This window comes from Pseudomonas sp. OTU750018, assembly GCF_011636575.1.
GTDB classification, from domain to species: domain Bacteria; phylum Pseudomonadota; class Gammaproteobacteria; order Pseudomonadales; family Pseudomonadaceae; genus Aquipseudomonas; species Aquipseudomonas peli.
Genome location: NZ_JAAPAU010000004.1, coordinates 327,738 through 344,023, shown reverse-complemented (window position 1 = coordinate 344,023; position 16,286 = coordinate 327,738). Strand labels below are relative to the sequence as shown.

The following is a 16,286-nucleotide window of genomic DNA, read 5'->3' as shown; positions in this document are numbered from 1 at the left end:
ACCGCACTGCAATAAAAAACCGCCTCTCGGGGCGGTTTTTTATTGCCTTTCATTCGCTGAAGGCCGTTTCAGGCTAATCGCGTATTTAAGCGGATGTGGGCATCGGCCGGAAACTGAAGTAATGCCGCAAGGCATCAACCATCTCGACGTAATCACCTGGGGGCGCGACCAGGGCGAAACCCGAGTCATAACTGCCGGGGGTGACATCCTCTCGGGACCATTGGCAGGTGGCCGAAAAGTCGATGTAGTGCGGGGCATCGTGCCCAGGAATTTTCAGACGCATATCAAAACGCGCGCCCACTAACAGGGGTAGCTGACTGATTAACATCAACCCGTCCAATGAGACATTACCGATATAGCCCATGGGCTTGTCGGTGATGCGATTGAATACCTTCAGGTAGTAGGGCAGTTGATGGCGTTCGATGCTGCGCTGAATATGCTTTTGCATAGTGGCAAATCGCTATTGATGGCCATTGAGTATGGCCCCACTACTGCGCTTAAACCAGTTTCAGGAACAGCGTTCAGATACCCGACTCTGGAGTTGCTGACGGGCGGTATCAACCTGCTCATCGCTGTAATAGCTGCGCTGACCATCCGCCTCGGTGCGGTAATAGCTTCGCCCCTCAGGGATCGAGGCCAGTTTTTTGCGCAGCTCGTGACATTCCTCGGCGCGTTTGGCCTGTTTTTCCGCAGCCACAGCCGAAACCTGCGCCTGCTCGTCGCGGCGTGCATCGTAAAAACGATTGGTACGCTCTTCGCGCTCACGGGTCAGCTGATCGCGTTCGACCACCTGCGGTTTGACTTCGACCTTTTCGGCTCCAGCCGCCGCTGGACGCTGACCGAAGTGCACCTGGCCATTGGCATCAGTCCAACGGTAGATCTCCGCCGCCGCCAACCCCGGCAATAGCAACAGGCACAACAAGACGCGCATGGATTCCCTCCCTAAGAACCTGTTCACGATCTAGCGAGCTAGAGCCATACAAGACAAAAACAGGCGAGGAAGCGGAGTTTACTCGCTGTAAATGAGCATTCCGAGCCTGTTTTTAACGCAGTAGGGCCGACGCGCAGCAGACCGTGAGCAGGTTATAAAACCTCAGCTTACTGCCGAGTAGAGCCTTCTATGGCCTGTGACGACCAACGGTCAGGGCTTGACCGGGGTGACCTTGACCGCCGCACCAGCGCCTTCATGTCCCAGTTCGCGCAGAGTATCCATGCGTGCTCGGGCGCGATAGGCGTACTCGCTGGCAGGATAATTGGTAGTGATGAACTGATAGGTCTGCATCGCATCAACGAACAGCGCCTGACGCTCCAGGCACTGACCGCGCAGCAGGGATATTTCCGGCTGCATGTAACGCCGTGAACGGCTGTTGCGCTCGGCCTTGGACAGCGACAGGATCGCTGCTTCGCACTCGCCACGGTCATAGGCCTCATAGGCACTATTGAGGTGGTGATCAAACGAGTAACGGTTGCACCCCGTCAAACCCAACACCAGCAGAACAACAAACAGTATGCGCATAAGCCTCTCCTCCGATGAGCAGTGTATCGACTGCTCAGGAAAATTCTGCAGCAACATATCCTCTGATGGGTAATGCCGCCAGCCACTTGGCCGGCGCCCGCCCGCCTGGCTAGACTGGCGCGCAACGGCCATTGCGCCCAGGAGCTGTCATGTCGTCGTCACCTCGCCTGTTAGTGCTGCTGTGTACCGTTCTGTTGAGCGCCTGCTCGCCCACCACGCCGCTGTTTATTGCGCAGATCACCACCAACGAAGTGGTGGAATACAAAACCCTGAAGAACAACCGCATGCTCGCTGCCATTGAGGATGAAGGCGACCTGCTGACCTACAGTGCCCAGGCCATACGCGACGCCAAAAGCGAACAAGCCGAGCAGCTGTACCTCACTGGTTACCGTGACGAGAAGCTCAGCGATGAGGTGCGTGCCATCTCGCTGTACCAGATCGGCCTGCTCTATATGAACCGCTTCAACGATCAGCGCGACGACAATAAAGCGCTCAACTACTTCTATCAGGTGCTTAACCAGTTCCCATCCAGCCGGGCTGCCGAACGGGCCGAGGCGCGGATTGTGATGATCCGCGAGCGCGCAGACGAGCCCGTGCACAAAACCTCGCGCGAACTGCTGGCACACTGGAAGCCCAACCAGCAACTTGACCTGTACAAGCCCAGCCTCGATACCGACATGACCCTGCTGTCGCGCCGCGCCGTGCTGAAAAACCGCGTCAGTGAAGCTGAAGAGCTGTACCTGCTGGCCTTGAGCGACCCCGGCATCCCTGCAGACATCAAGGAAAAAGCCCTGTACCAACTCGGCCTGATGTACCTGGCACCAGACAACCCGCAGGCCAGCCGCGACAAGGCCATCACCTACCTGCGTCGTCTACTGGTGCAATTCCCCAATAGCGACCTAAACACCAAGGCCGCCCGTCATCTGGATCAGGCACTTAATCGCTAGCAGGTGGGCCAAGGTAGTACAGAGGAACAATGACTACAGGGTTGCGGCATAGTAGCCTCATGCGCAGCTGCCACTCAGGAGTCTGTGCATGACCTTTCGCCGCACCAAAATCGTCGCCACCCTCGGCCCCGCTAGCAACAGCCCAGAGGTGCTTGAACAACTGATCATCGCTGGTCTGGATGTCGCCCGCCTGAACTTCTCCCACGGTTCGCCCGATGAGCACAAAGCCCGCGCCAAGCTGGTGCGCGAATTGGCGGCCAAACACGGCCGTCACGTAGCGTTACTGGGTGATCTGCAAGGCCCAAAAATTCGTATCGCCAAATTCGCCAACAAGCGCATTGAGCTCAAGCTAGGCGACCGCTTCACCTTCTCCACCAGCCATCCGCTGACTGCCGGTACGCAAGACATCGTCGGCATCGACTACCCGGACCTGGTCAAGGATTGCGGCGTCGGTGATGAGCTGCTGCTCGACGACGGCCGCGTGGTCATGCGCGTGATGGAAGCCACCGCAGATGCCCTGCACTGCGAAGTGATCATCGGCGGCCCGCTGTCCGACCACAAAGGCATCAACCGCCGTGGCGGCGGCCTGACTGCGCCGGCGCTGACCGAGAAAGACAAGGCAGACATCAAACTGGCCGCCGAGATGGAGCTGGATTACTTGGCCGTGTCCTTCCCGCGCGATGCCGACGACATGCATTACGCGCGCAAGCTGCGCGACGAAGCCGGCGGCACCGCCTGGCTGGTGGCGAAGATCGAGCGCGCCGAAGCGGTAGCCGACGACGAAACCCTCGACGGCCTGATCCGCGCCAGTGACGCGGTGATGGTTGCCCGTGGCGACCTGGGTGTGGAAATCGGCGACGCCGAACTGTGCGGCATCCAGAAGAAAATCATCCTGCACGCGCGCCGCCACAACAAGGCAGTGATCACCGCGACGCAGATGATGGAGTCGATGATCCAGAACCCGATGCCGACCCGCGCGGAAGTCTCCGACGTAGCAAACGCCGTGCTCGACTACACCGATGCGGTGATGCTCTCGGCGGAAAGTGCCGCCGGTGCCTACCCGCTGGAAGCCGTGCAGGCCATGGCGCGCATTTGCCTGGGCGCGGAAAAGCACCCAACCAGCAAAAAATCCAGCCACCGCATGGGCACCGAGTTCGAGCGTTGCGACGAAAGCATTGCCCTGGCAGCCATGTACACGGCCAACCACTTCCCCGGTGTTAAAGCGATCATCGCGCTGACCGAAAGTGGCTACACCCCACTGATCATGTCGCGCATCCGTTCTTCGGTGCCGATCTTCGCCTTCTCTCCGCACCGCGAAACCCAGGCCCGCGCGGCCATGTTCCGCGGCGTCTACACCGTGCCTTTCGACCCAGCCGCCTTGCAACCGGCGGAAGTCAGCCAGGCCGCGGTGGACGAACTGCTCAAGCGCGGCGTGGTGCAGGCCGGTGATTGGGTAATCCTGACCAAGGGCGACAGTTACCACACCATCGGCGGCACCAACACCATGAAGCTGCTGCATGTGGGTGAAGCACTGGTGTAACTGCTGCACTGCAACGCAAAAGGCCGCTCAATCGAGCGGCCTTTTTGTTTGCCTCAAGGCATCAGGCGAACTTGCTGAAGTCCGGCGTGCGCCGCTGCATAAAGGCAGTCAGCGCTTCGATAGCTTCTGGCGAGCGCAAACGCTGGCCGAACAAGGCGCCCTCCTCCTCGATAACCCTACGCAGTTGCTCGCGATCCGGTGCGCGCATCAGGCGTTTGCTGTCCGCCACTGCAGCCGGTGCCAACTGTTGAAAGCGCAGGGCCATTTCGCGAGCTTTGGCCAGAGTTGCCGCGCCGCTATCCAGCGCCTGATTGGCGATGCCCCAGGCGGCGGCTTGCTCACCGGTAAAGCTCTGCCCAAGCAGCAACAGCTCGGCAGCGCGAGCGTGGCCAAGCAGGCGCGGCAGAATCAGGCTGGAACCGTATTCAGGACACAGGCCCAAGTTGACGAAGGGCATCTTCAGCGTGGCATCACGGCTGACATACACCAGGTCGCAGTGCAGCAGCATGGTCGTGCCGATGCCCACTGCCGGGCCGTTGACGGCGGCCACCACTGGCTTGCTGAACTCGAACAGCGCCTGCATAAACTGGAACACTTCGCTGTTCAGCCCGGTGGGCGGCGCCTTGATAAAGTCGGCGACATCATTGCCGCTGGTAAAGCAGCTATCGCCGCCGGTGATCAGTACGGCGCGCACGCTTTTATCCTGATCGGCCTGCACCAGCACTTCGGCCATGCCGCTGTACATGGCGCGGGTGAGGGCATTCTTCTTGTCGGGGCGGTGCATGCGCAGGGTCAGCAACCCTTGCTCACGCTCAACCAGCAGGTGCTCGCTCATCATCAATCCTCACGGCTGGCCACCCGCGAGCTGAGAACCTGAACGGCTAGCGCGCGTGGGGCAAAAAGACGTCAGCGAAAACCTGGCTACGCGGTAAACCCGCCAGATACAGGCGGCGCGCAAAGGTTTCGACGCTGTCGGGGTGGCCGCAGAGTAAGGCGATGGTTTGCCGTGAAACAAGGCGCAGTTCGGCCAAAGCAGCCGGCAACTCGGCCGCGATAAGCAGCTCGACCTGCAGCTGAGGATGGCTGGCCGCCAACGCCTGCAAGGGCTCAGCCAGATAATGTGCGGCCGCATCATGGGCCAGGTGAATAACCCGGATAGCACCCTGATGCTCCTGGCGTAGCGCCTCGCGCAGCACCCCATACAAGGGTGCCAACCCGGTGCCAGAGGCCATCAGCCAAAGCGGGCGGGCTTGCCAGTCCGGGTCATAGTGCAGCGCCGCACCGCGCAATTCGCCCAATCGTAGGCTGCCACCCGGCTGAAACGCCCGCGCTGCCGTGGCAAAGGCACCGCCGTGTCGACAGTCAATATGAAATTCCAGCCAAGGATCGTCGCCCGGCAGGCTGGCCAGCGAATAAGGTCGGGCTATGCCGCACACCGTCCAGAGTTGCAGGTGCTGGCCGGCGCTGTAGCGCAGCGGCCGCTGTGGGGTCAGACGCAGACGCAGCACATCGCTGCTGAGCCAATCGCAACTGTGAATAACGGCAGGGGCCGCATCGCGCAGCGGGTCGAATACCTCGATGCTCACGTCCTCGACCACCCGACACTGGCAAGCCAGGCGCCACCCCTGCTCACGCCGCGCATCGTCCAGGGCTTCCGGTTTGCCATCGAGCAACTCGCCGCCCACGCAACGCACCAGGCAGGCATGACAACTGCCGGCGCGGCAGCTGTAGGGCACGGCGATGCCGGCAGCCAGCAGGCTGTCCAGCAGGTTACTGGCGGGGGCGACATCAAGGCAGCGATCAGCGGCCCGTAACTCAGGCATCCACATCCTCCCAGGTCGCCGCGCAACGGTTACGGCCGTCGCGTTTGGCCTGGTACAGCGCCTGGTCGGCACGTTGCAGGGCTTCGTCGAGATCATCGTGCACGGTCAGCAACGTCATGCCGATGGACACGCTCAGGCTGGCCACCTTCACACCCAACGGCTCGGCGCGGCTAAAGGCCTCACGCAAACGCTCGCAGCAGGCGGTGAACTGATCGGCTTCGGTATTGGGTAACAACAACACAAATTCCTCACCGCCGTAGCGGGCTACCACATCACCATCGCGCAGGCAGGCGCGGGCGACTGCAGCGAACGTTTGCAGAACGCGGTCCCCAGCAGCGTGACCATGGATATCGTTGATCCGTTTGAAATGATCCAGATCGAGCAGCGCCAGACCATGCTGACGCCCATGATGCAGCCCTTCCAGTTCACGACTGGCCAGACGCAGAAAGTGCCGGCGATTACACAGGCCAGTCAACTCGTCCGTGGCGGCCAGGTCTTCCAGTTGGCGCATCATGCCACGCAGCGTGTCCTGATGCGCCTGCAGGGCAAAACGCCGTTGGCGCATACGCTGACGCATGGCCTGGGCGTAACTGGCAAACAGACACAGCCACACCAGCACCACGGCCAGCACACACGCCTGCATAAAGGCCGCGCGCGGCTCATTCAACTGCAGGGTATAGGCTTCATACAGGTTGAGGCCGGCAAAGCCGAAGAAGGCAAACAGCGCGCAACGGGCGAAGACCCGCGGCGGCAACTGAAACACGCCGAATAGCATGATCAGCAGGTAAATCACCAGCATGCTACCGCGCCCTTCGCTGAACAGTGACAGCAGCACCGTCAGCCAGGCCAACGCCACCAGCACCTGAGGTTCAGTCAGGCTGGGGTCGGATAATCGCAGGTTGAAGTGGGACAGAAACAGCACGAGGAACACCAGCTGGCTAGCGGCGGCCAAGGCAGTGATGGTCAGCGCCGTAAGAGGCGAGGCATGAAACAGCCCAGCGAATACAGCAGCCCAGCACAGCAGCCCAGTCATTGCATAGGTCGCCACTGCCATGCCGAAACGCTTCAGCAGCAGGCTTTGCAGTGATCGCTGGGTTACCCGCTGGCTACTTAGGCTCATGGGTTTATGGGCTCCGTCCCATGCTGGCATCTAGCCGCCACTCTACCCCTGTGATCACAGAATGCCTAGGCCGCTGCCGCGTCATTAGTCGGCTCAAATAGCCGACCAGCGACCATGGTCTGGGCCGGCACAGGTGTCCGCCTGGCGGTGTGCGCGGTATACTGCCGCGCCTTTTTATCTTGTGCTTTGGCTATGCCCTTTGACCTTGATAGCACTGCGCAGGGCCGTGACCCTGCGCAGTTCGAAGTACCTGCCCTACTCCTACCTTTACAAAAAGGAGCGCCAAGCATGACCGTGATCAAGCAAGACGACCTGATCCAGAGCGTCGCCGACGCCCTGCAGTTCATCTCCTATTACCACCCTGTGGATTTTATCCAGGCCATGCATGAGGCCTACCTGCGCGAAGAGTCCCCGGCCGCGCGCGACTCCATGGCGCAGATCCTGATCAACTCGCGCATGTGCGCCACCGGTCATCGGCCGATCTGCCAGGACACCGGCATCGTCACCGTATTTATCCGCGTCGGCATGGACGTGCGCTGGACCGGCGCCACCATGAGCGTTGACGACATGATCAACGAAGGCGTACGCCGCGCCTACAACCTGCCGGAAAACGTCCTGCGCGCCTCGATCCTCTCCGACCCAGCTGGCGCGCGGAAGAACACCAAGGACAACACCCCGGCCGTAATCCACTACTCCATCGTCCCTGGCGACAAGGTGGAAGTGGACGTCGCAGCTAAGGGCGGCGGCTCCGAGAACAAATCGAAGATGGCCATGCTTAACCCGTCCGATTCGATCGTCGACTGGGTGCTCAAGACCGTCCCGGAAATGGGCGCCGGCTGGTGCCCGCCGGGCATGCTCGGCATCGGCATCGGTGGCACAGCCGAGAAGGCCGCAGTAATGGCCAAGGAAGTGTTGATGGAGCACATCGACATCCATGAGCTGAAAGCCCGCGGCCCGCAGAACAAGATCGAGGAAATGCGCCTCGAACTGTTTGAAAAAGTTAACCAGCTGGGCATCGGCGCCCAGGGCCTCGGTGGCCTGACCACCGTGCTCGACGTGAAGATCATGGATTACCCGACCCACGCCGCGTCCCTGCCGGTGTGCATGATCCCCAACTGCGCCGCCACCCGTCACGCCCACTTCGTGCTCGACGGCACTGGCCCGGCCGAGCTGGAAGCGCCGGATCTCTCCGCCTACCCGGAAATCGTCTGGGAAGCTGGCCCGAGCGCGCGCCGCGTTGATCTCGACACCCTGACCCCGGAAGACGTGCAGAGCTGGAAGCCAGGCGAGACCGTGCTGCTTAACGGCAAGATGCTCACCGGCCGCGACGCTGCGCACAAGCGCATGGTCGATATGCTGAACAAAGGTGAAGCGTTACCGGTCGATCTCAAGGGCCGCTTTATCTATTACGTCGGCCCGGTTGATCCGGTGCGCGAAGAAGTCGTCGGCCCAGCTGGCCCGACCACCGCCACGCGGATGGACAAGTTCACCCGACAGATCCTCGAAAGCACCGGCCTGCTCGGCATGATCGGCAAGTCCGAGCGCGGCCCGATTGCCATCGAAGCGATCAAGGACAACAAGGCCGTGTACCTGATGGCCGTTGGCGGCGCTGCTTACCTGGTCGCCCAGGCGATCAAGAAATCGCGCGTGGTGGCCTTCGCCGAACTGGGTATGGAAGCCATATACGAGTTCGACGTGAAAGACATGCCAGTCACCGTGGCGGTCGACACCAAGGGCGAGTCGGTGCATATCACGGGACCTGCGATCTGGAACAAAAAGATCCACGACAGCCTGGCCGTCGAGATCAAGTAAGCCCTGCGGCAAAAACAACAAACCCGGCCATGTGCCGGGTTTGTTGTTTTTAGCGCTCGCGAACGCAGCGTCAGATTGAGCGGCCAGCCAGGCTGTGAACTACCAGGCAAGCTAGGCAGAAATACCAACCATCCATCCAGCAACCCGTCTCTGGGTGAACTCCCCGCGCTCGCTAAGTGTCTGTCTGCTGTCGGCCCGCCGGGTGGATTGCATGGCCATTTGCCCAGCGAGCAGCTGCATAGCGCCACTCCATCCCGATCGCCTAACTGCTCATGGCAATGCGCATGGCCGGCCTTTATCGCACCCGCCTGAGGGTTTCGTTCAATCGCCATGTGAAGATTGCCCCATGTCCCTATCTCGTCATCTCCCATCCAGTTTTAGCCCTTTGCACAGCCTCGCCTTCGCGACCTGCCTGCTGGCAAGCGTGGGTGCCCAAGCCGAAGAGAATGCCAGCAACAACCGCTGGGTCAGCGACAGCCTGAATACCTATGTACGCAGCGGCCCAACCGACGGCTACCGCATCGTCGGCACACTGGTCTCCGGGCAAAAGGTCACCCTGCTGCAAACCTCCGGCGATTACAGCCAGGTGCGTGGCGAAAACGGCAGCGCCGTATGGATCGCCAACCGCGACCTGCAGGACGTGCCCGGCCAGGCCGAGCGCCTGCCGCAGCTGGAACAGCAAGTGGCGCAACTGAGCAGCGAACTGGAAGGCATCAACGACACCTGGAAAACCCGCGTGCAGGGCATGCAGGATACCCTCGACTCACGCAAAAACCTGATCGACGAACTGCAAACCGCCCGCTCATCCCTAGACAGCGAACTCAGCCAGGCCAACGCGGAATTACGTGAACTACAAGCGCAACTGGGCGAGGAACACCAGCAAGTGCTAATGCGCTATATGGCCTACGGCGGTGGCATCGCCGGCGCCGGGCTACTCGCAGGGCTGGTTCTGCCGACCATGCTGCGCGTAAGGCGTAAGCGCAATGATCAGTGGGTTTGAGGGCTGGCCAAATAAACATGCCGGCAACCTGAAATAAAAGACTCTTGGCAGCCTGGCGGCCAACCATCTGTCACGGGTAAAGTTTGAATGAGCTACTTCTAAAATCTGGATAGTTTCTAGAACAACTGGGACGACTCAGTCGTACACATGCATGAACTGACTTTCTGGTTTAATACCAACCGCAACCGGAACATTCATGCAGCAGCAATCTGATCTTCGTTTCTACTACCTTGCCAATTTTCGCCAGGCCCTAACCTGGCTGCAGGAGCGCTATGCCGATCTGCTGAGCGAGGCAGAGCATGAGTTTGTTCGGCAGTTCTTCGCCCTGGATACGCCCGCCCAGGCTCTGCTGGTGCGGATGATCATGCGCAAGGGCAGCCACTTTCGCCTGAGCAAATTGAGTTACGAGGAAATCGGTTGTGCACGCCTGGCGGCAACTCCGCTGCTTGAGGCGGGCTGGGTGCGGCATGACGCAGAACTCTCCCTGGAGGAGCTGTTCAAGCTGCTGCGCAAGGATGAAGTGCTGCAGCATCTGGCTGGCCAAGGCTCACGGAAGTCGCAGAACAAATCCGAGCTAATGGCGCAACTGGCCGAGACCTGTGCCGAGCCACGCGCCTTTGCGGCGTGGTGTCCTGGCAGTGAGGAGCAAATTGTTTCCCTGACCATCGACGCCCTGTGCGAGCGTCTGCGCCTGATGTTCTTTGGCAATCTGCGCCAGGACTGGTCCGAGTTCGTCCTCGCCGAGCTCGGTATCTTTCGTTATGAACGCGTAGAGCTGACGCCCGACTCGCGGGCCTTTCGTCACCGGGCGGATGTCGACTGCTACCTGCACCTGCAGCGCAGCCGTGAACAGTTCGAGGCTGGCGAGCCGCTTGCCAACGTGCTGCAACAGATCAGCGCCTTGGTCTGCGACACCCCCTTCCTGGCCGCGCGACGCAACAAGCTGTTATTCCGTATGGGCCAGCAACTGGAGCGTGAAGCGGATCTGGAGGGTTCGCTGGCGTTCTATAGCGACTGCCGCTATGTCGGCGCTCGCTTGCGGCAGATCCGCGTGCTGGAGCGCCTGGGCCGCCCTGAGCAAGCCTACAAGCTGACGCTGCAGGCCATCCAGGCACCGGAAAATGATGCTGAAGCACAGGCGGTGGAGCGCGCGTGGACCCGGCTGGCCCGTCAGCTTGGGCAACCGCTGCCCGGCAAGGCCAAGCCAATACCACCCGCACGGATTGATCTGAGCCTGCCGAGACCTGAGGCGCAGAGTGTCGAGTTTGCCGTCAAAGCTCATCTGCACGAGGCAGACGCGCCGGTGCATTATGTCGAGAACAGCCTGATCTGCAGCCTGTTCGGCCTGCTCTGCTGGCAGGCCATCTTCGCTCCGGTGCCAGGGGCATTCTTTCACCCGTTCCACACCGCCCCAGTTGATCTGTTCAGTGCCGACTTCCATACCCAGCGCGAAGAGCTGTTTGCCAGCTGTCTCGCGCATCTCGATTCGGATGCCTACAAACAGGTAATCCGCGAAAACTACGCGGCTAAATTCGGCATCCAGTCGCCCTTCGTATTCTGGGCGGCGCTGGATGAGAACTTGCTGGAGCAGGCGCTCGACTGCCTGCCCGCCGCGCACCTGCGAGCCTGGTTTAAACGCCTATTGCTGGACATCAAAGCCAACCGCACGGGCATGCCTGACCTGATCCAGTTCTGGCCGGCCGAGCAGCGCTACCGGATGATTGAGGTGAAAGGCCCAGGCGACCGCCTGCAGGACAACCAACGGCGCTGGCTGGCCTTCTGCGCAGAGCATGGCATGCCGGTGGATGTGTGTTACGTGCAGTGGGCAGACGCGTGAACTATCAGGTCGCGGTGCGCGCATTGTGCGAATTTACCGCCAAGGTCGGCGACCTCGACTTGCGCTTTACCCCTTCGCCCACCGCTCAGGAAGGCATGACCGGCCACGCCATCGTGGTCGCCAGGCGCGGTCCGACTTACTACGCTGAATTGCCATTGAGTGGCGAATATCAGGGTTTGCAGGTACGCGGTCGAGCGGACGGTTACGACCCGGATGAAAACCTGCTGGAGGAGATCAAGACCCACAGGGGCGATATCAGCCGCATTCCGGAAAACCATCGCCTGCTGCACTGGGCCCAGGCCAAGGTCTACGGCTGGCTACTCTGCCAGGAACGCGACATGCCAGAGATCAATCTGGCGGTGGTCTATTTCAACGTCATCACCCAGCATGAAACCGCCTTCCACCTGACCGCCACAGCGGATGAACTGCGTAAGTTCTTCGAGCTGCAGTGCAGCCTATATATCCGCTGGGCCGAGTACGAACGCGAGCACCGCCGCCAGCGCGATGAGGCGCTGGTGCGCTTGCGCTTTCCGCATGCAGAGTTTCGCAGCGGCCAACGCCAACTGGCGAATCAGGTCTACCGCGCCGCCCGTGATGGCCACTGCCTGATGGCTCAAGCCACCACCGGCATTGGTAAAACCCTCGGCACCCTGTTTCCGCAGCTCAAGGCTTTCCCAGAGCAGCAGCTGGATCGGTTGTTTTTTCTTACCGCAAAAACACCGGGCCGGCGCCTGGCGCTGGATGCGCTGGCCACCTTGCGCAGCCAGGAAGAAGCGATGCCGCTGCGGGTACTGGAGCATGTGGCGCGCGACAAGGCCTGCGAGCACCCCGACAAAGCCTGCCATGGCGACTCCTGCCCGCTAGCCAAAGGTTTTTACGACCGCTTGCCCGCCGCCCGCCAAGCCGCACTCGAAGGCCAATGGCTGAGTCATGAAAGCGTGCGGGCAACTGCCCTGGCGCATCAGATATGCCCTTATTACCTGAGCCAGGAACTGTGCCGCTGGGCGGATGTGGTGGTCTGCGATTACAACTATTACTTCGACATGGGCGGCCTGCTGTATGGCCTCACGCTGCTCAATGAATGGCGCATCACCCTGCTGGTGGACGAAGCCCACAACCTGATCGAGCGCGCGCGCGGCATGTACACCGCTGAGCTCAATCAACAACGCTTTGAAGCGGTACGGCGCATTGCGCCGAGCGTGATGAAGGCACCGCTGGAGCGTATCAGCCGGCACTGGCGGCAGCTTGAGCGCGACCAAGAAGTGGCGTATCAGGTCTACCCCACCGCGCCGGACCTGTTCGTCATGGCGCTGCAAAAGGCCGTCAGCACGCTCACCGATCACCTGAGCGAGCAGCCGGCTGGTAATGCCAGCGAGCTGCTGCACTTCTACCTCGATGCCATGCTGTTCTGCCGGCTAGCAGAGGCCTTTGGCGCGCACTCGCTGTTCGATATCAGCCGCGACGAGGGCAGTGGCCAATCGGTGTCCACCCTGTGCATCCGTAATATCGTGCCGGCGCCGTTTCTCGCCCCGCGCTTCGACGAGGCGCACAGCTGCACGCTGTTTTCCGCCACCCTGAGTCCGGCGAACTATTACGCCGACCTGCTCGGCCTGCCGGAAGAGACGCCTTGGATCGATGTGGAGTCGCCCTTCAGCGCCGAGCAGCTGCAGGTTCAGGCCGTCAGCAATCTGTCCACCCGCTACGCCCATCGCGACTTCTCGCTGGCGCCCATTGCTGCCCTGATTGCCCGCCAGTACGCGGAAAAACCGGGCAATTACCTGGCCTTTTTCAGCAGTTACACCTATCTGCAGGCAGTGCTGCAGGAGCTGCAGATGGCGCACCCGCAGATCCCGGTATGGCAGCAATCGCGGCAAATGGATGAAGTCGAGCGCCAGGCCTTTCTTGATCGGTTCTCCAGCACGGGCCGCGGCATCGGTTTTGCCGTGTTAGGCGGCGCCTTTGGCGAAGGCATCGACTTGCCCGGCGATAGACTGATTGGAGCGTTTATCGCCACCCTTGGCCTGCCACAGATCAACCCGGTCAATGAAGAGATCAAACAGCGCATGGAGGTGATGTTCGGCAGCAACAACGGCTATGGCTACACCTACCTCTACCCGGGTTTGCAGAAGGTCGTGCAGGCCGCCGGCCGGGTTATTCGCACCGTCAAAGACCAGGGCGTGGTCTATCTGATCGATGACCGCTTCAACCAGCCGGTGATCCGCAAACTCCTGCCCACCTGGTGGAAGGTCGAACGCTGCCGTTTGCCGTTAAACAAGGACCCGGTTCTCTAGCCGCGCATGCCGTTCATGGTCGGCCTGCTTTGCGCTCAGTCAGATAAGCAATGACCGCCGCCTGGTCACCGGCAAACTCGATGCGCGCCGCTTTGCTTTCGCGCTGGTAGGCGTACATCGGGTCGTAGTATTCGCGCAGCAACCCGGCAATCCAGTCACGGTGCAGCGCAACCGCCCCGCTACGCTGCTCGTCCAGCGCCGTCTGCATGATGGTCAGCAAACGCTGGTAGCGTTCGCCGCCCAGGCGCTTCTGGATATTGCTCAGGCTTTGCAGCAGGCGCTCGGCGTAGAGCCGAAAGCCTTCCTCCTCACCGTGCAGGTCGATAAATTCGGCGCACAGGTTGACCACGTAATCGCGCAGGATGCGCTCCACGCGGTCCTCGAAGGCATCTTCCAGCCACACCAGCGGGTACTGCTGCATGCCCTGGTACAGCGCCAGTGGCACAGTGCAGCTACCGACCATGCGCCCTTCGTCTTCCAGTACAAACTGCTCGGTGCCACGGGCGCGCTGCTTGAGCAGATCAATGGCCAGGCGGTTTTCGAAATCGATCTGCGCCGGCTGGCCGCTGGCGCGTTTGCCGAAGCTGGAACCACGGTGGTTGGCGTGGCCCTCCAGGTCCAGGCTGTTGTTCAGCTGCACCAGCACATCGGTTTTACCGGTACCGGTGAGGCCGCCGAGGATGACGAAATCACACTCGGCCACGGCTTGCTGGGTGGTTTCCAGCAGGAAGCTGCGCATCGCCTTGTAGCCGCCAATCACCCGCGGGTAATCGATACCGGCTTCCGCCAGCCATTGCTGGGTGATCTGCGAGCGCAGGCCACCGCGAAAACAGTACAAGTAGCCGTGCGGATTAGCCTTGGTGAAGGCCGCCCAAGCAGCGACCCGTTCCGCCTTGACCTGGCCGCTGACCAGCTGGTGACCGAGCGCGATGGCGGCGTCCTGGCCATGCTGCTTGTAGCAGGTGCCGACCCGCTGGCGCTCGTTGTCATCCATCAGCGGCAGGTTGAGCACACCGGGGAAAGCGCCCTTGCTGAACTCGACCGGGGCACGAGCGTCCATCATCGGCAGATCATTGAGGAAGATGTCGCGGTAGTCGGCGGTGTTATCGCGCATCACAGCACCTCTACCGCGTAACGCTGTCGCTCAACCAAACGGCCGATGGGCGCCAGGTTCAGGCCCAGCTCGGCGGCCACGGCGAGAAACTCGGCTTCACCCTCAGGGGTGACCGCCACCAGCAAACCGCCACTGGTTTGCGGGTCACACAGCAGATCACGCTGTTCGTCGGTGATGGGCGCAATCTTCTCGCCGTAGCTGTCGAAATTGCGCAGGGTGCCGCCCGGCACGCAGCCTTCAGCCAGGTAGTAGTCGACCCCAGGCAAACGCGGCACAGCGGCATAGTCGAGCTGCGCAGTGAGATTGGCGCCGTCGGCCATTTCCACCAGATGGCCGAGCAGACCGAAACCCGTAACGTCGGTCATCGCCGTGACACCGGCCAGCTTGCCAAAGCGCGAACCGGGCTTGTTCAGGGTGCACATCCAGTCGCGCGCCAGGCCGACATCCTCGGGCCGCAGCTTGGCCTTCTTCTCGGCGGTAGTCAGGATGCCGATGCCCAGCGGCTTGCTCAGGTACAGCTGGCAGCCGGCCGTGGCGGTGTCGTTGCGTTTCATATGGCGCTTGAGCACCACGCCGGTGACGGCCAGGCCGAAGATCGGCTCCGGCGCGTCGATCGAGTGGCCGCCAGCCAACGGAATGCCCGCCTCATCACACACCGCGCGGCCGCCGCGAATCACTTCGCGGGCCACTTCCGGCGGCAGCAGATTGACCGGCCAGCCGAGAATGGCGATGGCCATCAGCGGGTCGCCGCCCATGGCGTAGATGTCGCTGATGGCATTGGTGGCGGCGATGCGGCCGAAGTCATAGGGATCATCGACAATCGGCATAAAGAAGTCGGTGGTCGACACCACCCCGCGCTCGTCGTCCAGGGCATACACCGCCGCATCGTCACGCGAGGCATTGCCGACCCACAGCTTGGGGTCGAGGTTCTGCGCGCCGCTGCCGGCGAGGATCACCTCCAGCACTTTCGGCGAAATCTTGCAGCCGCAGCCGGCCCCGTGGCTGTACTGGGTCAAACGGATCGGCTCGCTCATCGGTCAGGCTCTCGGCAAATCGGAAACAGGCGCGGATTCTAGCAGGCGAATGAAAAACGTAGGCGAGGCAGGCAAGACAAGGCAAAAACGGCCGAGGAAGCGCAGTTTACGAGCTGTAAATGAGCATTCCGAGGCCGTTTTTAACGCAGGATTGCCAACGCAGGTAGTTTTTCAACGATCGGCGAGCAAAGCTGGCCTTTACCGCAGTGCCCCATATAATCGCGCCACGTCGACTACCCTGACTACGCGCAG

The 16,286-nt window shown here is 61.2% G+C and carries 14 protein-coding genes; 6 read left to right on the top strand and 8 right to left on the bottom strand.

Going from position 1 to position 16,286, the window contains the following annotated elements:
- Positions 1–85: 85 nt before the first annotated feature.
- From HCI85_RS20285 to HCI85_RS20275, 3 genes are all read right to left on the bottom strand, one after another.
- Positions 86–448 (bottom strand): PilZ domain-containing protein, encoded by a 363-nt coding sequence (locus tag HCI85_RS20285; protein WP_167147679.1) that lies wholly within the window; start codon positions 446–448, stop codon positions 86–88.
- A gap of 60 nt (positions 449–508) precedes the next feature.
- Positions 509–931 carry a DUF4124 domain-containing protein gene (locus tag HCI85_RS20280; RefSeq protein ID WP_160088746.1) on the bottom strand — a complete coding sequence of 141 codons (423 nt, stop codon included), beginning with the start codon at positions 929–931 and terminating at the stop codon, positions 509–511.
- A 210-nt stretch (positions 932–1,141) separates the two neighbouring features.
- Positions 1,142–1,516 (bottom strand): tetratricopeptide repeat protein, encoded by a 375-nt coding sequence (locus HCI85_RS20275; protein WP_167147676.1) that lies wholly within the window; start codon positions 1,514–1,516, stop codon positions 1,142–1,144.
- 149 nt (positions 1,517–1,665) lie between these two features.
- On the opposite strand from HCI85_RS20275, the gene HCI85_RS20270 reads away from it, so the two are divergent.
- Together HCI85_RS20270 and pyk are read left to right on the top strand one after the other, a co-directional pair.
- The gene (locus HCI85_RS20270) at positions 1,666–2,463 is read left to right on the top strand and encodes a tetratricopeptide repeat protein (RefSeq protein ID WP_167147673.1); all 798 of its coding nucleotides are present in this window, start codon (positions 1,666–1,668) and stop codon (positions 2,461–2,463) included.
- Positions 2,464–2,551: 88 nt separating this feature from the next.
- Positions 2,552–4,003 (top strand): pyruvate kinase, encoded by a 1,452-nt coding sequence (gene pyk, locus HCI85_RS20265; protein ID WP_167147670.1) that lies wholly within the window; start codon positions 2,552–2,554, stop codon positions 4,001–4,003.
- Between the two features lie 61 nt (positions 4,004–4,064).
- Here pyk and HCI85_RS20260 read toward each other — a convergent pair whose 3' ends face one another.
- From HCI85_RS20260 to HCI85_RS20250, 3 genes are read right to left on the bottom strand one after another with little or no spacing between them, the layout of a single operon-like run.
- Positions 4,065–4,838, bottom strand: coding sequence for an enoyl-CoA hydratase (locus HCI85_RS20260; protein WP_090255253.1), 774 nt, complete (start codon positions 4,836–4,838; stop codon positions 4,065–4,067).
- Positions 4,839–4,884: 46 nt separating this feature from the next.
- Positions 4,885–5,826, bottom strand: a complete 942-nt coding sequence (locus HCI85_RS20255) for an iron-sulfur-binding ferredoxin reductase (protein WP_167147666.1) — start codon at positions 5,824–5,826, stop codon at positions 4,885–4,887.
- On the bottom strand, positions 5,819–6,946 hold the full coding sequence (locus HCI85_RS20250; RefSeq protein WP_160088758.1) for a GGDEF domain-containing protein: 1,128 nt from the start codon (positions 6,944–6,946) through the stop codon (positions 5,819–5,821). Before HCI85_RS20250 ends, HCI85_RS20255 begins: the two co-directional genes overlap by 8 nt.
- A gap of 288 nt (positions 6,947–7,234) precedes the next feature.
- On the opposite strand from HCI85_RS20250, the gene HCI85_RS20245 reads away from it, so the two are divergent.
- The 4 genes from HCI85_RS20245 to HCI85_RS20230 all read left to right on the top strand — a co-directional run bounded on the left by HCI85_RS20245 (position 7,235) and on the right by HCI85_RS20230 (position 13,886).
- Positions 7,235–8,758 carry a fumarate hydratase gene (locus tag HCI85_RS20245; protein ID WP_167147663.1) on the top strand — a complete coding sequence of 508 codons (1,524 nt, stop codon included), beginning with the start codon at positions 7,235–7,237 and terminating at the stop codon, positions 8,756–8,758.
- Positions 8,759–9,104: 346 nt separating this feature from the next.
- Entirely contained in the window at positions 9,105–9,758 is a 654-nt protein-coding gene (locus HCI85_RS20240) for a TIGR04211 family SH3 domain-containing protein (RefSeq protein ID WP_167147660.1), read from the top strand.
- Positions 9,759–9,954: 196 nt separating this feature from the next.
- The gene (locus HCI85_RS20235) at positions 9,955–11,595 is read left to right on the top strand and encodes a VRR-NUC domain-containing protein (protein ID WP_167147657.1); all 1,641 of its coding nucleotides are present in this window, start codon (positions 9,955–9,957) and stop codon (positions 11,593–11,595) included.
- Positions 11,592–13,886: an ATP-dependent DNA helicase gene (locus tag HCI85_RS20230; RefSeq protein WP_167147654.1), complete on the top strand. Its 2,295-nt coding sequence runs from the start codon at positions 11,592–11,594 to the stop codon at positions 13,884–13,886. Before HCI85_RS20235 ends, HCI85_RS20230 begins: the two co-directional genes overlap by 4 nt.
- A gap of 13 nt (positions 13,887–13,899) precedes the next feature.
- Here HCI85_RS20230 and mnmH read toward each other — a convergent pair whose 3' ends face one another.
- Positions 13,900–15,000 (bottom strand): tRNA 2-selenouridine(34) synthase MnmH, encoded by a 1,101-nt coding sequence (gene mnmH, locus HCI85_RS20225; RefSeq protein ID WP_167147651.1) that lies wholly within the window; start codon positions 14,998–15,000, stop codon positions 13,900–13,902.
- Positions 15,000–16,034: a selenide, water dikinase SelD gene (gene selD, locus HCI85_RS20220; protein ID WP_167147648.1), complete on the bottom strand. Its 1,035-nt coding sequence runs from the start codon at positions 16,032–16,034 to the stop codon at positions 15,000–15,002. The genes mnmH and selD overlap by 1 nt, the downstream gene beginning before the upstream one ends.
- Between the last annotated feature and the right edge of the window lie 252 nt (positions 16,035–16,286).